Genomic DNA, 15947 nt, shown 5'->3' with positions numbered 1-15947 from the left:
GGCACGTTTCCTGCAAGAATGATGGCAATGAGGAAAACTTCGTTAACATCTTCGCGCCGCGACCTCTTCCGCCTTGCGGGAGCATCGGCCCTCGCGCTGATCGCTTCCCGCAGCTTGGCGGCAACACGCGAAGGCGATCTGCGTGGAGCGATCGACGCGGTCGAATACAAGACGACGCCCGGCGCGGCCGACCGCAAGAGCGTCGGCCTGCAGAAGATGATCGATCAGGCCGCAGCGGAAAACGTGCCGGTTTTCCTGCCGCCCGGCACCTACAAGGTTTCCAATCTCGTGCTGCCGGAGAATACGCGGATAACAGGCGTACCGGGAGCGTCGCGTATCATCTACACCGGCGACGGCCACCTCTTTAGCGCTGACAATATCAAGCGTGTCGAGCTGTCGAACATAGCCATCGACGGCCAGAACCGTTGGCTCGGCGACTACGCCGGCGCGCTGTTGCAATTTACCGGCGTCGACGAGGTGATGATCGACAATTGCGAGATCGGCGGCAGCCGCAAGCATGCCCTGCAGCTGGAGCGATGCGGCGGTCGGATCGAGCGCAGCCGCATATCAGGTGCGGGCCAGTCCGGCATCTATGCCGTCGAATCCGACGGGCTCTCGATCACCGGCAACGAAGTCTTCGACTGCGGCAATGGCGGCATTCTCGTGCATCGCTGGAAGAAGGCGGCTGATAGCAGCGTCGTCAGCGGCAACCGCGTCTACCGGATCAAGGCCAATGACGGCGGCACCGGCCAGAACGGCAACGGCATCAACATCTTCCGCGCCGACAACGTGATGGTGGCGAACAACCACATTTCCGATTGCGCTTTCACCGCAATCCGCGCCAATTCGGCGTCCGATGTCCAGATCACCGGCAACCAGTGCCGACGCTCGGGCGAGACGGCGATCTATGTCGAGTTCGAGTTTGTGGGCGCCGTTGTCTCCAACAACATCGTGGACGGCGCGGCAAACGGCATCTCGATCGCCAACTTCGACCAGGGCGGCAGGTTGGCCAGCGTGACCGGCAATGTGGTGCGCAACCTGACGCTCAAAGGCCCCTACGAGCATGAGGTCGGCTTCGGTATAGGCATTGCCGCCGAGGCGGATACGCTGGTCACCGGCAACATTATCGAAGGTGCACCACGATGGGGCATGCAGCTCGGCTGGGGTCCCTATCTGCGCAACCTCGTCGTGACCGGAAACATCATCCGCAAGGCGCCGGTCGGCTGTGCGGTCTCGGTGGCGGAGGATGCCGGAACGGCGGTCATCACCGACAATGTGTTTCAGGAAACGTCCGGCGGCGCCGTCCTCGGTTTCGAATGGGACAAGAAGGTGTCGGGTGAACTGGCGGCGACGGACTCCTCGCGCTATCCTCAATTGACGATCGAGCGCAACCGCATCTCCTGAGAAACATCAAAAGCTTTCATCGATTCATAAGGCTCGGCGGCTTCCGTCAAGACGTTTCCGCTCCTACCCTGCAGCCAGCGAATTAAGGGGGATATCGACATGCTGACGATCTATGGAGTCTATCGCTCGCGCGCCTCGCGCGTTTACTGGATGGCTGAGGAGCTGGGGCTGGAATTCGACTCGGTGCGGGTCATCCAGGCCCGGCGACTTGCCAATCCGCTTGCCGCCGATGCACCTATCAATACGCTGTCGCCGGATTTCCTGGCAATCAATCCGATGGCGCTGATCCCGAGCATCAAGGACGGCGACCTCGTGATACACGAGTCGCTTGCCATCACGCTTTATCTCGCACGTAAGCATGGCGGGCCTCTCGCCGGCCAAACCGTCGAAGAAGACGGTTTGATGACCATGTGGACCATCTGGGCAGCAACCGAGGTAGAACCGCATACGGTGAAGATCGTTTACGTCTATGACGACGAGAAGCAGGACAGCGATGAGGGCAAGGCGACGATCAGTGTTGCGGTGCGTTCGCTGAAAAAGCCATTCGCGACGCTGGAGAGGCACCTTGCGACGAACGAATACGTGGTCGGCAACCGCTTTACGGCCGCCGACCTCAACATCGCGGAGGTGCTTCGCTACGCCCAGACGGAACAGGCACTGTTCGACGCCCATCCGAATATCAGCGCCTGGATCAAACGTTGCCAGTCCCGCCCAGCCTATATTGCGATGCAGGCGACGCGTTCGCAGGAACCGGTCTGATCAGGGAAAGAGCTTGAGGGTACCGGCCATTTCCTCGCGGATCCAGGCCTTGAAATCCTTCACCTTCTTGGGTTCGCGCGCGCCTTCGGCCGTCACGAAATAGTGGCCGAAACCGGTTTTCGCGCGAATGCCGAAAGGCGCAACCAACTGGCCCTGCTGCAGAGCAAAGCCCGCCAGCGTCTGCCAGGCGAGCATGACGCCCTGCCCTGCAATCGCCGCATCAAGGCAGAGCGAGGCGTCATTGAAGACGTGACGCGTCTCGAGCGTGGAACCCGAGAGGCCGACCTCACGCATCCAGACTTCCCAGCTAAACATCGCGCGGCCGTCGATCACGGCCGGCAGCGACAGGATATCGGCGGGCTCGCGCAGGCGCGCCGCCATGGCGGGCGAGCAGACCGGAAAGACTTCCTGCTGAAGCAACAACTCCGCCTTCACGTCGGGCCACTGCCCGCTGCCAACCCGGATGCCGACATCGACGTCGCAGAGCGCCGGATTGACGAGCCGGGTGGTGGCATCCATCCGCAGGCTGATTTCAGAGTGCCGCTCGGCAAAGCGATCGAGCCGATAGACGAGCCAGCGCGCGGCAAAGACCGGCGCAACCGAGATCGTCAGGATACCGTCGTCGCGCCGCTGTGTCGTCGCGACGGCCTGTGACAGCGCGTTGAAACCCTCGGTCAAACCGACCAGGAGGCGCGCGCCTGCCTCCGTCGCGACCATGCCCTTCGGCGTGCGCTCGAAAATCACGTGATCGAGTTGTGCTTCGGCTTTGATGACCTGCTGGCTGACGGCGCCGATCGAGACCCCGAGTTCCTCGGCCGCGGCCTGCAGGGAGCCGAGCCGGCCTACTGCCTCGAGCGCGCGCAATCCATTCAGGTGAACCGAGTTCAAGTTTCGCATATAGTTTTTCTATACTGATATGATGGTAATCTCAATTGAAACGTGCCCGGGTGGCCGCAATAATCAGGCTGTGTTGAGCAGATGCTCCGTTCGCCACCCTGGAAGGAAGCGAGGCACGCCATGCAAATCCTGAAGTTTTTCCTGAGCGTCGAGACAGTAGTGCCGCCATACAGCGCGGATATCAAGCGAGATCCGTTGTACCATCCTGACCTGGCACGGATGTCACCGACGGCGTTAGCCGACCTGCCGCTCGGCCCGCGACCAGGCGCGCAAACGCCCGAACGGCAACCGCTCGCAAGATGCGCATGACGCTCAGAAATCTGTTAGTTTGAGTGAGCTGTCATTCGAGCGAACCGAAATGACCGACAGTGTCGACACGATATATGCGCGCCTCAAGCGTCTTTCCTCGGAAGCCAATCTGCCTGATGTCTAGGAAAGCACATCCTACGGCAACCCGGCGCTGAAGGTCGGCGGGAAATCCTTCGTGGCTGTCAAGAACAACGAGACCATCGTGCTTTCCATCGCGATTGACGCAAGGAGCGGCTAATCGAGATGGCGCCTGACATCTACTATCAGACACCCCACTATATCGGCTGGCCATATATGCCCCTGCATGCCGCCATGATCAGCGACGCCGAACTGAAGGAACGGCTGATCAGCGCATGGCGGTTCCGTGCGCCAAAGAGACTTGCCGCTAGTTTTCAGGGCTAGCGCATCGCCCGGCACTTGCCTCCGGCGGTGCTCGGGATCTGGAACCGCTTGTTAGGCCTGCTCGCGCTCCAATGCTCGTTGCACGGCCGGCCGTTCCATCATCTGGGCGTAATGTGCGGTCGCCTTTCTGAAGCGAGCCGGATCGACGCCGTCTGGCCGAAGCCAGCCAGTCATGACGAAGAGATAGGGATCGGCGACCGAGTAATACTCGCCCATCACCCACGGACCTTCCAGCATCTGCGCATCGATGAGTTCGAAGCACTCGGCCATCGTCTGCGGCACCTTCGCCTTCATCGCTTCGTGAGCTGTCGGATCATCCGCCCAACGGCTACCGCGGCGGCCATGCGCGTGGTTCACATGCACGGTCGAACACAGGTAATTGTTGAACGCCTGCATCCGGGCGAACTCGAAGGGATCGAGCGGCGCCAGCTGCGCGGCCGGCGCGACCTGCGCGATGTAGGCGAGGATCGCCGGCGTTTCGGTGACAATGCCGCGATCCGTTAGCAGTGCCGGAACCCTGCCCTTGGGATTGACCGCCAGATATTCTGGAGAACGCTGCTCCGCTGTGGCAAAATTCAGCTTCTTCGTCTTGAACGGCAGCCCAGACTCTTCCAGTGCGATGAGGCTTGCGAGCGCACAGGTATGCGGCGCGAAATACAATGTCAGCATGATCGACTCCCTTCGATGCTGACTTTATAGCGCGGCGATCCGCAAACGCACAGATCGAGGCCGGCAAGCCGGCCTCTCAAAATCAAGCTGCTTCAGGCACTGTCTGGAACATCTTCGATCCGATGCCAGACTGGAATGCCGCGTTCACGCGCGATCCGCACATCGTTGTCAGCGCCCTTGGATTCTCCCTCAAGCCGAAGCACCCCATCGCAAAGCTGTAGCAGCCGGCCAGCAACGGGATGGAATATCTCCTCGTAGAGATCATCGCCAACGGTCTTTCCGCCGGCGGCGTTCCACACCGGCAGAGCCACCCATTCTCCAATCATCGGCACATGGCCCGCTTTGAACAGCCTGTGCGAGGGCTGCTCCAGCCGCTGCAGGTTGGCCGCCATTTTTGCCGGGTCGTCCCCGGTTCCCGACCTGTAGGGCCCGGCAATCAGAATCAACATGATCAAGCTCCATTTCCCTCGGCTTCATGCACGAGATATCCGATATCTGCACGATATTTCTTGAATGTCGAATCATTTCGTGCAGTATCACGATAATTCGTGCACAGATCGAATGAGGGCCATGCTTACAAGCCAGCGCAAATCGTTGATCCTCGACATTCTCAGGCGGGACGGCCAGGTGATTGCCAAACGCATCGCCGAAGATTTCTCGCTGTCGGAGGACACGATCCGTCGCGACCTCAGAGAGATGGCGGCGGAGGGATTGTTGAAGCGTGTGCACGGCGGGGCGATGCCCGTTGCGCCTGACCTGCCGGACTTCTCGACTCGAAAGGGTGTGTCTTCCGAAGAGAAGGCGCGGCTCGGAAGGAAGGCAGCCTCACTCGTGCGGCCGGGCCAACTGATCTTTCTGGATGGCGGTACGACGACAGCGGAGATCACACGGCACCTGCCACGCGACTTTGCGTTTTCAGTCGCGACACATAGCCCGACGATTGCCGCGGAGTTCGAACACCACCCGACGGCCAGCGTGATCCTCATCGGCGGCAAGCTCTACAAGCACTCGATGGTGGCGGTCGGGTCCGTTGCCATGGCCGCGATCTCGCAGCTTCGACCAGACATCTTCTTTCTCGGAGCGACGGCTGCCCATCCGGTGCATGGGTTGTCGACGGGCGATTTCGAGGAAGCGGCCATCAAGCGGCACATAGCATCCTGCGCAGCCGAAACCTACGTGCCGCTAACGCAGGAAAAGTTCGACCGCGTCTCCCCGTGCCAAGTGCTGCCGATCTCAGGCGTATCAGGGATCATTGTCACGGCAGACGTCGCCGCCACTACCATCGACCCCTACCGCAACCTTACGGCCGAGATCCTCGAAGCATGAACGGCTGGATGAGGCGCGCCTTCAGTTCCTCCAGGTTCTGCGGCAACAGGCTTAGGGCAAGTCCGGCAACAAAGACTGCCAGGACAATGTAGGCGAAGGTGTCCCGGTCCATCCCGAGTGTCAGGAGATCATGCAGTCCGGGCTGCAACGCCGCGATCGACGTGGTAAGCCGCACCTCCCCGAGCATACGGCCCGGAATGGTCGCGAAGGCAGGCGCCTCCGACAGCGCCAGCAGCGCGCCATAGACGGCAGCGACGGAAATGGTCGCTCGCAGCAGGCGCCACCCGCCGAGTGGCCGCGCGCCACTCTCTTCGAACGACCAGCCGATATAGGCGCAGAAAGCCACGAAGAACAGGAACGCCACGGGCAGCCCGTCGAGAACGGCTTCCGGCTTCAACTGGCCGGTCCAACCATTGGCGAGCAGCAGTGGAAACGGCGCCGATGCGACGAACCAGATTGCAGCGATAACGCCCCACATCCAGCTCATCGACAGATAATGGATGCGGGCAAGGGTAACGACGAGGATGATGCCGCCCGCGAGATAGACGCCCGACGGTTTCATCGACCCGGTCATGGTGACGACGATCGGTCCGCAAGAGCCGGCGATGCGGGTGCAGCCCGACGAAACGACCGTCAGCCAGGTCACGTAATCGAAACACATGGTGAAGAAGAGGAAGATCGCGATGGCGATCAGCATCCACCAAAGATAGCGGCCCGCAAACATATCCTGCCCTCATGGCGTTCGATGTACTGGGCGAAGGGTAACTCAGCCTAGGAAAACCGCATCCGTTCTCGTGGGCTGTAGTTTCACATACATTAGCAATTTCTGTTCCTGCGGCGAGACTGTCCCGTTCCGGAACGGCTTATGCCGTCAACGCAGCCGTCGCGCGAATGTCGCCGACATGAATACCGTTCCAATTGTGCATCTGGACGGTCGCCATCACGGTCAAGTTCGCGCGAATCGGATCGTCCTTGCCGAAGAAACGACTCAGCGCAGCCGCAACCATCGCCTCCGAGGCACGCGAATGGCCGTCGTCGCACTTGATGGCGATCGCAATTCCCTGCTCGGGAATGGCCGCGCAGAAGACACCCTCGGCACCTGTTTTGGCGAAGATGCGGCCCGGAGCCACCTCCATCAGCTCGGTGCAAGCGCGGCCGGTTCCGGCCACATAGAAAGGCTCTGCCATGCAGGCATCGAAGAGCCGCCGGGAAGCCTTGGCGCGAAGCGGCTCGAGGCCGTGACCGGTCGCCATCTTGGCAAACCCATGCGCCAAGCCGCGCAGAGGAACCGCATAGGTCGGGATGGAGCAGCCATCCGTGCCGCAATTGTCACGGCCGAGCGCCGCGCCGGTCAGGCTTTCCATGACGCCACGGATTTCGGCCTGCAGCGGATGGTGGTAGCCGACATATCCCTTCGGATCGACGCCCTGATGGCAGCAAGCGCAGACAAAGCCGGCATGCTTGCCCGAGCAGTTGTTGTGCAGGGCAGTTGGCTTCCCGATCGTGCGCGCCTGGTGGATCAGCACCTTCTGGCTGGAGGACCAATGCGCCCCGCATTCGAGCGTTTCGACGTCACGCCCGGCTTTTGCCAGCATGGCGGCGGCGAGCGCCACATGCTCGTCCTCGCCATTGTGCGAGGAGCAGGCGAGCGCCAGTTCCTTGTCGCCGAAGCCATAGGCATCCGCCGCGCCGCTTTCCATCAGCGGCAGCGCTTGCATGGCCTTGCAGGCAGAACGCGGGAAGGTTGGCGCGTCGATATCGCCGATCGAGAACACGATCTTTCCATCACCATCGACGGCGACGACCGCGCCGCGATGCCGGCTTTCAACGAGCGAGCCTCGTGTGACTTCGACGGTGACGGGATTGGTCATGGCTTAATCCTGATCGTGTACGCAGATGCCTCACGCATAGCGAGTCGCGTCGATAAAGCAATTGTCTTTTAAAGGCTCAGCACCGCGCCGATGCCAGTCAAGGCGGCGTGATGCGGTAGGCGCAGCGACGGGCACCAAGCAAGATATGCTCTTCGCGCTCGACTTTGGCGCCGAGCACGGCTCGAAAGGTCTCGAGCTCGGAGCGGCAGAAGCCGGCACAAATGCTTGCCGCGGCACAGATCGGGCAATGGTTTTCGACGAGCAGCAGCGAGCCGTCCGCCTCCTCCCAGCAGTCGGCCATATATCCTTCGCTGCTGCGAACGGCCGCAAGCTGCCGCACGCGGGATTGGATGTCCGCCGCGTCGACTTCTTGACGATAGCGCTTGAGGGTGTCTGCTTCGCGGGCCGAAATGACGGCATCCAGGGCCGGCGTCCCCAGCTGCGCGACCAGCGTACTCAGGATCGTGGCGGTCAGTTCGGCATGGCCATCGGGAAAGGTTTGGTTGCCGGCAGCCGTCAGGTTCCAGAGCTGTCGCGGCCTCCCCCTGCCTGCCGCGCTTTCGCTCATCGCTTCGACCAGCCCCTCCTCCGCCATCTTCGTCAATTGCTGACGGGCGGCTTCCGAGGAAATGGCGAGCTTTGAGCCCACCGTCGCGGCAAGCTGAGGTCCTTCGGTCTTGATTAACAGCAGGATTCGGTTGGCAGGCGACAGTCTCATTTATTTTTCCAAGTTAATGCTTGCTTTAATAGCATGGCCGTGTATTTTTCCAAACAATAACTTGTAAAAATAATACATACCCAGGAAACACACAAGGCATGACCTATGATCGGCATTGAAGAGATTTCCGCAGACAGGCCCTCCGTCTTTCATCTGTTTTCCGCGCCGCTGCTGCCCGCGACCCTCATGCTCGGCGGCGGCGTCACCCTCTACGCCGTCGAGACCTACATCACGGCGACAATCGCGCCGTCAATCGTGCGCGACATCGGCGGGCTCGAACTGCTGTCATGGATGACGACACTCTTCGTTGCCGCGGCGGTCCTGGGGTCGATCTTCGTCGCGATGCGCCCGCGAGGCATCGGGCTGCGGAGCGTCTACGTCGCAGGCGCACTCATCTTCGGCACGGGCAGCCTGATCTGCGCGCTCGCCCCTGCGATGCCGTTCGTGCTCGCCGGACGCACGGCACAGGGATTCGGCGCCGGCATTCTTGCCGGCCTTGCCTATGCCTTCATTCGCTTCGCCTACCCCGAACCACTATGGCAGAAAGCGTCAACGCTTTATGCGGCCATATGGGGTATCTCAACCTTGCTCGGCCCCAGCCTCGGAGGCCTGTTTTCCGAAGGCAGCGCGTGGCGCCAAGCCTTCATACTGCTTGTTCCGCTCTGTGTGCTGATGGCGGCGCTCGCGCCTTGGCTCCTGCCGCGCGCCGAGGATGACCGCGCCCAAGGCAAGACGCCGATCCTGCAGATTGCCCTGCTGCTTGCGGCCGTGCTGCTGGTCAGCATTGCTGGAACGATTGACGAAACAAGCTTCAAAGCATGGCTGATTGCGGCATCGATCGTCACGATCGTTTTTATGTTGAGCGTCGAGCGGCGCGGCAAGAACCGTCTGTTGCCGACAGGCGCCGTCATACTCGCAAAGCCGGTGGCCCGCGTCTACCTGACGATGTTCGTGCTGCTTCTGGTGCTGACAAGCGACATCTACATAGCATATTTCCTGCAGGTGCTGCATGCCGTAACGCCGCTGGTATCGGGGTATCTGACCGCCCTCGTCGCACTCGGCTGGACCTTTGCGGCCTTCTTCAGCGGAACGCTCTCGGGACGCCGCGCCAACAGGGCGATCGTCGCCGGTTGCCTGATCGAAATGGTTGCTGTTGCGTCCCTGACGATCTTCCTCGCAACGGATAATCAATCCAGCAATCTCGCCATTCTCGGCCCAGCCGCCATCGGCATGTTCCTTATGGGTTTCGGCGTCGGTCTCGGCTGGGCTCATCTAGTGACCAAGGTTCTGAGCCTTGTCGACAACTCCGAACAGGACAAGGCCTCGGCCGCGATCTCGACGATACAGTCGCTCGGCAGTGCCTTCGGCGCCGCCGTTGCCGGCGTGATCGTCAACAGCACCGGGCTGGTGAACCCCGGTGGCATAGCCGGCAGCGTTTCGGCTGCGCACTGGCTCTACGTGCTGATGGCTCTTCCCGGCCTGATTGCAGTCACGACGTCCTTAACCCTCTCGTCGCCCGCCGAACGGCAGGCCCGGTGAGCGACGTGCGAGCGGTCACAGACGCAGCATGATCTGCCGATGTGACCGCTCGTTTCCATGCGGGCGATCGGGCGGACCCGGCTTTTAGCCACCGACAGCGATCACGGCATGAGGCCACCCATCACGTGATTTGACAACTGCCATCACAAACTCTCGTTTTTCGAAAGCACACTACTGGTTTATGTCAGGGGCATCGGGAACCACGCCATGCCATCCGCCTTTTCGTCCATTCTCCGCGATCGCCAAATCCGCGTCCCAGCGCTGACACTGATTGCGCTCGCCTTCACCTATGCCTCTACGATGCCCTATCAATCGATCATCGGCATCAACGAACTCGGTCTGTCCGACCGCACCTATTCCGGGCTGATCTTCGTTGCGGCGCTCGTGAACGTCGCGACCAGCCTGACGCTCGGCATCTGGTCCGACAGGCTCAACGATCGCCGCCCGCTGGTGCTGGCGCTGTCGGTAAGCGGCATGCTCGGCTTCGGAATGATCTACGAGTTCCGCACCGCCGGCGCCTTCATCTTCGGCATACTGGTGCTGATCCCCATCAGCAATTCCACCTATTCAATCCTGTTTGCCAGCATCCGCGCAACGACGAACACGATGGACCGCGGAAGGGCGGCGGCGATCACATCCACGGTTCGCGCGCTGTTCTCGGGCTCCTGGGCACTGGCACCCGGCCTGATCGGCCTGTACCTCATCAATTCGCAATCGATGACGCCGGCCTACGGCATCGCAGCTCTCGCAAGCCTGACCTGCTTTTGCCTCTACCTGTTCGTGGCCAAGCCCGCGCCGGCGGGCGAAGCCTCCCCTTCGCTGAATATCGGCTTCTTCTCATCGCTCGGCAGAATCTTTTCCCCCCATGTGCTGGTGAGGGTCTGCCTCATGGCGCTGCTGCTCGGCCTGCAGCGGTTGAACAGTGTCGTGTCGCCGCTGATCATCACCAATGCCGCGGGCGGCACGGTGATCGATGTCGGTTTCATGGCCGGCCTCGTCGCCTTCCTGGAAATGCCGTTCATGCTGATGTGGGGCGCGCTGCAGCGCCGCTTCCGCAGCGTGCACGTGCTTGCCCTGGGAGCACTGATCTATTGTCTCTATCTGACATTGCTGAGCTTTGCCTCGGCGCCCTGGCAGATCTATGCCCTCGTGCTGATCAACGCCAGCGGCGCTGCAGCCATCCTCAGCGTGCCGATCACCTACCTGCAGGATCTGATTGCCGATCGCCCGGGACTCGGTAGTTCACTGGTCTCGGTCAACACGTTCATCGCCAACGGCATCAGTGCATCGATCTTCGCAGCCGGGACCGCTTCTACGGGATATTCAGGCACAGCACTGCTTGCCGCTGCCGTCGGTCTCGCTTCGGTTGGCCTCCTGCTGTTCCTTGAGCGAGCTCCCCGACCGGTTCGGCAGCCGGCCTAGAGCCGTTCAAGGTTAGAGCCGCAGCATGATCTTGCCGATGTGACCGCTCGTTTCCATCAGCCGATGCGCGTCGGCGACGTCTTCGAAAGCAGCAACGGTATCGATAACAGGCGTAAGCTTGCCTTCATCGAGAAGTGGCCAGACCTGGGAAAGGAGATCGTCGCGGATCGCGCGCTTTTCCTCCGCAGTGCGCGGGCGCAGCGTAGAGCCGGTGATCGTCAGCCGTTTGACCATGATCGGCGCCAGATTGACCTTCTCCGCGACGGCCCCGCCGAGAAAGGCGATGATCGAGAGGCAGCCGTCCTTCGCAAGCGACGCCACGTTCCGTTCAAAGTAGGCAGCGCCGATCATGTCGAGGATGATATCGACACCATGACCGGTCTCGGCCTTGATGACCTCCGCAAAATCCTCTGTCTTGTAGTTGATGGCCCGCTTTGCGCCGAGCTTGACGCAAGCATCGCATTTCTCCTGCGAACCGGCCGTTGCGTAGACCTCGGCGCCGAAGGCCCGCGCGAGCTGGATGGCCGTCGTCCCGATACCACTCGAGCCGCCATGCACGAGAACCTTTTCGCCCTCGGTCAGCCCTGCCATCTGGAACATATTGGCCCAGACCGTGAAGTAGTTTTCCGGAAGTGCCGCAGCTTTGACGGCGTCATAACCCTTTGGGAAGCGCAGAGCCTGGCCGGCGGGCAGCAGGCAATATTCGGCATAGGCGCCGCCGTTGGTCAGCCCGCACACATTGTCGCCGACGGCGAAATCCCTGACGCCCTGGCCGATGGCGACGACCTCGCCTGCCATTTCGAGGCCGAGAACCGGGCTCGCGTCCTTTGGCGGGGGATAAGTTCCTTGACGCTGTGCGACGTCAGGCCGGTTGACGCCGATCGCCGCAGTGCGAACAAGGAGCTGGCCCTCCCCCGGTATCGGCAAGGGTCCGGTGGCAATCCGCATCACTTCAGGCGCGCCGAAGCTCGGCAGGTCGATGAAGCGCATCTGCATGGGCAAGGACATGATCCGGTCTCCTCGTTCCGAAAGCATGTCAGATAGTCCAGCGCTACGGAGTTGAGAAGGCAGGAAGAGCGGGTGGCGTCAATTGGTCTCGCCCAGGAGGTGGAAGACCAAGCCTTCTTCGCTTTCCTTGGCCTCCGCCTTGATATGGGCGATTTCGGCGCTGACGCGATTGATGTCGTCGATGACGAGACCTTCCGGCAGTTCCAGCACACCGATCGAGCAGCGCATCAGCGGGAACAGCGCCTCGACGCCGGCGCGATCATGGCCCCGAATACGGCCAGCGGCACGATCCGCATCGGAATAGAGGTCGAGCACATCGTCGTGAAAATCGCTGATCAGGCGATCAAGAATTTCGGTCAGTTCCTCCTTGGTCCAGCCACGCACGCCGATGAAGAAATCGTCGCCGCCGACATGCCCCAGGAAATGACGCTCGGCGAAGAAATAGCGGCGCATCAACGCTGCAAAGAGCGAGATCGCGTGGTCGCCGAGGTGGAAGCCATAGGCATCGTTGAACGGCTTGAAGTTGTCGAAGTCGCAGTAGCAGAAGTGACGCTTCTCGTCGCCATCAAGGCTCGACTCGCGCATGAAATCGCGGATCGCCCTGTTGCCCGGCAGCCCGGTCAACGGATTCTGGTCCTGGGCGGTCTTCAGCTTCTTCTCGTTCATGACCTTGATGAGCGAGGCGGCCGAGACGACGCCCGCATAGCGCATGTTGTCGGTCAAAAGCAGGCAGTTCGTGCCTTCCATGTTGGCGAAGATCGCCATCAGCTGCTCGGTATCGGAATCAAGCCCGACGATCGGCGCCATCTCGACGAAGTGCGAGATCGTTCGCTCGTAGACCTTGTTCTTGAGGAGATCGCGACCGAAGGGCTGATAGATGTATTCCTTAAGATGCCGTTCGTGCAGGATGCCGCGCGGCTCGCCGTTCGCGTTCAGCACCGGGAAAAACGCCTGCTGCGGATTGCGGCGGAAAAGCTCGAAGACGCTGTCGATGGTGTCGTTCTCGTAGACCGTCGGCAGCATCTCGATCTGCTTGCGGATGAGGATCTCGTCGAGGGATTGCGGATTTCGCTTGCTCTTGCCGAGATCCAGAAGGTGCGGAAACGACGGCTGCAACTCGGTCATATGGGTCGTCGGGCGCGAGATAAACCAGCCCTGGACGAGATCGACGCCAAACTCGCGGCAGGCAACGAATTCCGCCTCCGTCTCGATGCCCTCGGCGATGACACGAGTGCCAAGGACGTGCGCGATGTGGACGATGTTCTTCAGAAGGTGGCGCTTGCGCGGGCTGCTGTCGATATCGGCGATGAAATGGCGGTCGATCTTCAGGTAGTCGACCGGGTGGTCGCAGAGCAGCTTCATTTCGCCGTGGCCGACGCCGAAATCGTCAATCGCCAATTTGAAGCCCGCCTTGCGGAGCAGCGATACAAGCGCCGCAAACTCCGGCACGCTGGTATTGTCGAAACGCTCGGAAAACTCAAAGCAGATGGACGACGGAGGAATATTGGCAAGCTTCAAATGCTGTAGCAGACCCTCCACCAGCCGTTCGCCATGCGGAATCAACCGGACATCGAGATTGAGGAACAGCGTCGAACTCGAGAAGTGCGGGAGCGTGGCGAACTTCGCAAGCGCGCGGCTTGCCACCATCTGCTCCAGTTGTAGCAACTGGTGGTTCTTGTACGCCTCATCCAGAATCTCGGCGGGGGAACCGAAACCGATGCGTTCCTGCCCGCGCATCAGCGATTCATAGCCGAATGCAACGCCTGTTCCTGCCTCGACGATAGGCTGAAAGGCATTTTCGATAACGAGCTTTGCAAGCGTTACGATCTGGTCGCTTGCATAACGCCGAACAAGGGCCGGATCGACGGTGGCAGCCAAAGACATGCCAATCTCCACTGTGTCTTATTGTTTTTCGCAGGGAGACTGGCGGAGAAGGATCAACGAACCCTTTCCCGAATGTGAAATTTTTGTGAAAGCCCGGCCTTTTTCGATCGAATTTTATCGATCAATCAATGGCTTGGTCAGGCTGTACGCCTGTTCTCAGCCTCATGATCGGCGAACATGTCAGCGACGCACTGGCCGCCATGGGGGCCTCTGCCCTGATCGAACATGTCTTCGTGGTATCCGCCAAGTTTGCGGGCGGCGTCCCACATGCGCAGGGCCTCGCGCACGACCTCGCTGCTCGATGCGTAACTCCCGTTGTCAACGGCGGCCCGGATGTCGGCAGCCTGCAACGGTGAAATGGATACGGTGACCATCGGCATGAGATTCCTCCCTTTACCTCGTGGGGCACGTATGCCCGGTCAGGGGACGGTTAATCCGTCCACGGCATAACCGACGCGCGCCGCCGCCTCGGCTGCCTCTTCGTGCTGAAATTTTAGCCCCCACTCACATACTTGTCAAAAAGGAAACAGTCCGTGATGTGAGCCTGTGAATTGCGGGCATAACTCAGCGACGGACGGCCAGACCGAAGGCAAGCATCGACCAGCCCTGGATGAGAAGGTCGCAGGCCAAGAAAAGGCCAAGGACCCAGAGGCTGTTGACGGGCCATCCAGTGGCAATCACAACCCCGGCCAGCGCGGTAATGATCCCGCTGACAAGAACCCAGCCCCACCCCCTGACCGGACGCATGCGCCAGCCGACCCAGGTGCGGAATACGCCGGCGATCAGCAAGGCGATCGCAAGAAACAGCGTCAACACGGCCGATGCCAGAAGGGGATTCTCGAAGGCAAAAAAGCCGGCCAACACATAAAGAACACCGCTCAGGGCCCAAACCAGTACCTGCCCCCAGGTTCTCACCTGAAACGCGTGAACCAGATAGACGATGCCGCCTATCAGCATCAGTATTCCGACATAGTAGACGGACACAACGGTCGCGAGCGCAACGTTCGCCAATGCGATCAGGCCGCAGACGATCAGCAGTGCGCCAAGTACGGCGAACCAGCCCCATTTCGATTGCAGAGATGAAAAGCTTAGTCGATCAGACATGTCTGCCATGGCACACCTCCTGGTTGCTACAAGAATATGCCGCAAAAACACGGAATTGGAAGGGGTTAGACCTTATGTTCCAAGGGTGAAGGTGGCCCGCCCCCGCGCTAAGCTGAATTCGGGGATTGCTCTGGATAGGCCGGAGCCGAGCCCCACGCTTAAGCGAGGGCGAACCATGAAAGAGAATAGCGTAACTTTCATCGGCTTGGATACGTCGAAGCTGAAGATTTCAGTGGCGGTTGCAGATGGTGAGCGCAACGGCGAGGTGCGATTTTTCGGCGCCATCTCCTCGGAGCCGCCATCGGTTGCATCGATGGTCAACAAGCTTTCCAAGCGTGGAACCAAGCTTCACTTCTGCTATGAGGCAGGTCCGACCGGTTACGGTCTTTACCGGCAGATCATCGAACTTGGGCATGACTGCGTGGTGGTCTGCTGCATCCTGGTCGATGGCCCCGGTTGTGGCCGCCTATCAAGTGATGCGCGGCGTTGCATTCATAACGGCGGTTACCTGTCGTCGAAATCGGCGATGTGCGCCGTTTCGACAATCCTCGTCAGTTGATGGCGTATCTCGGTCTTGTACCGTCGGAAAACGCAACGGGCGAACGGGTCAAGCGTGGCGGGATCACCAGGGCGGG

At 60.6% G+C, this 15947-nt stretch carries 16 protein-coding genes and 2 pseudogenes; 8 read left to right on the top strand and 10 right to left on the bottom strand.

What is annotated here, in order from left to right:
• Nucleotides 1–27: 27 nt before the first annotated feature.
• Nucleotides 28–1404, top strand: coding sequence for a TIGR03808 family TAT-translocated repetitive protein (locus ATY79_RS09930; protein ID WP_088703800.1), 1377 nt, complete (start codon nt 28–30; stop codon nt 1402–1404).
• Between the two features lie 99 nt (nt 1405–1503).
• Nucleotides 1504–2163, top strand: coding sequence for a glutathione S-transferase family protein (locus ATY79_RS09925; RefSeq protein ID WP_088703740.1), 660 nt, complete (start codon nt 1504–1506; stop codon nt 2161–2163).
• On the opposite strand, the gene ATY79_RS09920 is transcribed toward ATY79_RS09925, so the two are convergent.
• The gene (locus tag ATY79_RS09920; protein ID WP_088703739.1) at nt 2164–3060 is read right to left on the bottom strand and encodes a LysR substrate-binding domain-containing protein; all 897 of its coding nucleotides are present in this window, start codon (nt 3058–3060) and stop codon (nt 2164–2166) included.
• 120 nt (nt 3061–3180) lie between these two features.
• Here ATY79_RS09920 and ATY79_RS31375 point away from each other — a divergent pair, with 120 nt between their 5' ends.
• Entirely contained in the window at nt 3181–3369 is a 189-nt protein-coding gene (locus ATY79_RS31375; RefSeq protein ID WP_088692256.1) for a hypothetical protein, read from the top strand.
• Nucleotides 3370–3418: 49 nt separating this feature from the next.
• Nucleotides 3419–3771: pseudogene (locus ATY79_RS09910) on the top strand (MmcQ/YjbR family DNA-binding protein).
• 51 nt (nt 3772–3822) lie between these two features.
• Here the strand turns inward: ATY79_RS09910 and ATY79_RS09905 are convergent.
• Nucleotides 3823–4440 carry a glutathione S-transferase gene (locus ATY79_RS09905; RefSeq protein ID WP_088692254.1) on the bottom strand — a complete coding sequence of 206 codons (618 nt, stop codon included), beginning with the start codon at nt 4438–4440 and terminating at the stop codon, nt 3823–3825.
• 92 nt (nt 4441–4532) lie between these two features.
• Nucleotides 4533–4889 (bottom strand): DUF4406 domain-containing protein, encoded by a 357-nt coding sequence (locus ATY79_RS09900; RefSeq protein WP_088692371.1) that lies wholly within the window; start codon nt 4887–4889, stop codon nt 4533–4535.
• Nucleotides 4890–5010: 121 nt separating this feature from the next.
• On the opposite strand from ATY79_RS09900, the gene ATY79_RS09895 reads away from it, so the two are divergent.
• On the top strand, nt 5011–5766 hold the full coding sequence (locus ATY79_RS09895) for a DeoR/GlpR family DNA-binding transcription regulator (RefSeq protein WP_088692370.1): 756 nt from the start codon (nt 5011–5013) through the stop codon (nt 5764–5766).
• Here ATY79_RS09895 and ATY79_RS09890 read toward each other — a convergent pair.
• The 3 genes from ATY79_RS09890 to ATY79_RS09880 all read right to left on the bottom strand — a co-directional run bounded on the left by ATY79_RS09890 (nt 5741) and on the right by ATY79_RS09880 (nt 8355).
• Complete coding sequence (locus tag ATY79_RS09890) at nt 5741–6490, bottom strand: hypothetical protein (RefSeq protein ID WP_088703738.1); 750 nt, start codon at nt 6488–6490, stop codon at nt 5741–5743. The two genes, ATY79_RS09895 and ATY79_RS09890, sit on opposite strands and share 26 nt — an antisense overlap.
• 139 nt (nt 6491–6629) lie before the next feature.
• Nucleotides 6630–7637 (bottom strand): asparaginase, encoded by a 1008-nt coding sequence (locus tag ATY79_RS09885; RefSeq protein WP_088703737.1) that lies wholly within the window; start codon nt 7635–7637, stop codon nt 6630–6632.
• Nucleotides 7638–7734: 97 nt separating this feature from the next.
• Nucleotides 7735–8355 carry a MarR family transcriptional regulator gene (locus ATY79_RS09880; RefSeq protein ID WP_088703736.1) on the bottom strand — a complete coding sequence of 207 codons (621 nt, stop codon included), beginning with the start codon at nt 8353–8355 and terminating at the stop codon, nt 7735–7737.
• Between the two features lie 105 nt (nt 8356–8460).
• Here ATY79_RS09880 and ATY79_RS09875 point away from each other — a divergent pair, with 105 nt between their 5' ends.
• Both ATY79_RS09875 and ATY79_RS09870 read left to right on the top strand, forming a co-directional pair.
• The gene (locus tag ATY79_RS09875) at nt 8461–9894 is read left to right on the top strand and encodes an MFS transporter (RefSeq protein WP_088703735.1); all 1434 of its coding nucleotides are present in this window, start codon (nt 8461–8463) and stop codon (nt 9892–9894) included.
• A 207-nt stretch (nt 9895–10101) separates the two neighbouring features.
• A complete protein-coding gene (locus ATY79_RS09870; protein WP_088692249.1) occupies nt 10102–11316 on the top strand; it encodes an MFS transporter in 1215 nt (404 codons plus the stop codon).
• 12 nt (nt 11317–11328) lie between these two features.
• On the opposite strand, the gene ATY79_RS09865 is transcribed toward ATY79_RS09870, so the two are convergent.
• The 4 genes from ATY79_RS09865 to ATY79_RS09850 all read right to left on the bottom strand — a co-directional run bounded on the left by ATY79_RS09865 (nt 11329) and on the right by ATY79_RS09850 (nt 15321).
• The gene (locus ATY79_RS09865) at nt 11329–12324 is read right to left on the bottom strand and encodes an NAD(P)H-quinone oxidoreductase (protein ID WP_088703734.1); all 996 of its coding nucleotides are present in this window, start codon (nt 12322–12324) and stop codon (nt 11329–11331) included.
• A gap of 78 nt (nt 12325–12402) precedes the next feature.
• Nucleotides 12403–14208 carry a GGDEF domain-containing protein gene (locus tag ATY79_RS09860; RefSeq protein ID WP_088692247.1) on the bottom strand — a complete coding sequence of 602 codons (1806 nt, stop codon included), beginning with the start codon at nt 14206–14208 and terminating at the stop codon, nt 12403–12405.
• Between the two features lie 137 nt (nt 14209–14345).
• Nucleotides 14346–14588, bottom strand: coding sequence for a type II toxin-antitoxin system ParD family antitoxin (locus ATY79_RS09855; RefSeq protein ID WP_088692246.1), 243 nt, complete (start codon nt 14586–14588; stop codon nt 14346–14348).
• 184 nt (nt 14589–14772) lie between these two features.
• On the bottom strand, nt 14773–15321 hold the full coding sequence (locus tag ATY79_RS09850; protein WP_088692245.1) for an HdeD family acid-resistance protein: 549 nt from the start codon (nt 15319–15321) through the stop codon (nt 14773–14775).
• 166 nt (nt 15322–15487) lie between these two features.
• Between ATY79_RS09850 and ATY79_RS09845 the strand changes: the two are divergent.
• Nucleotides 15488–15947 (top strand): annotated as a pseudogene (locus ATY79_RS09845) (transposase); the annotation flags it as partial.

This window comes from Rhizobium sp. R693, assembly GCF_002211315.1.
In the GTDB taxonomy this organism is placed as follows: domain Bacteria; phylum Pseudomonadota; class Alphaproteobacteria; order Rhizobiales; family Rhizobiaceae; genus Rhizobium.
The sequence above is the reverse complement of the archived record's forward strand: the minus strand, read 5'-3'. Positions and strand labels throughout refer to the sequence as shown.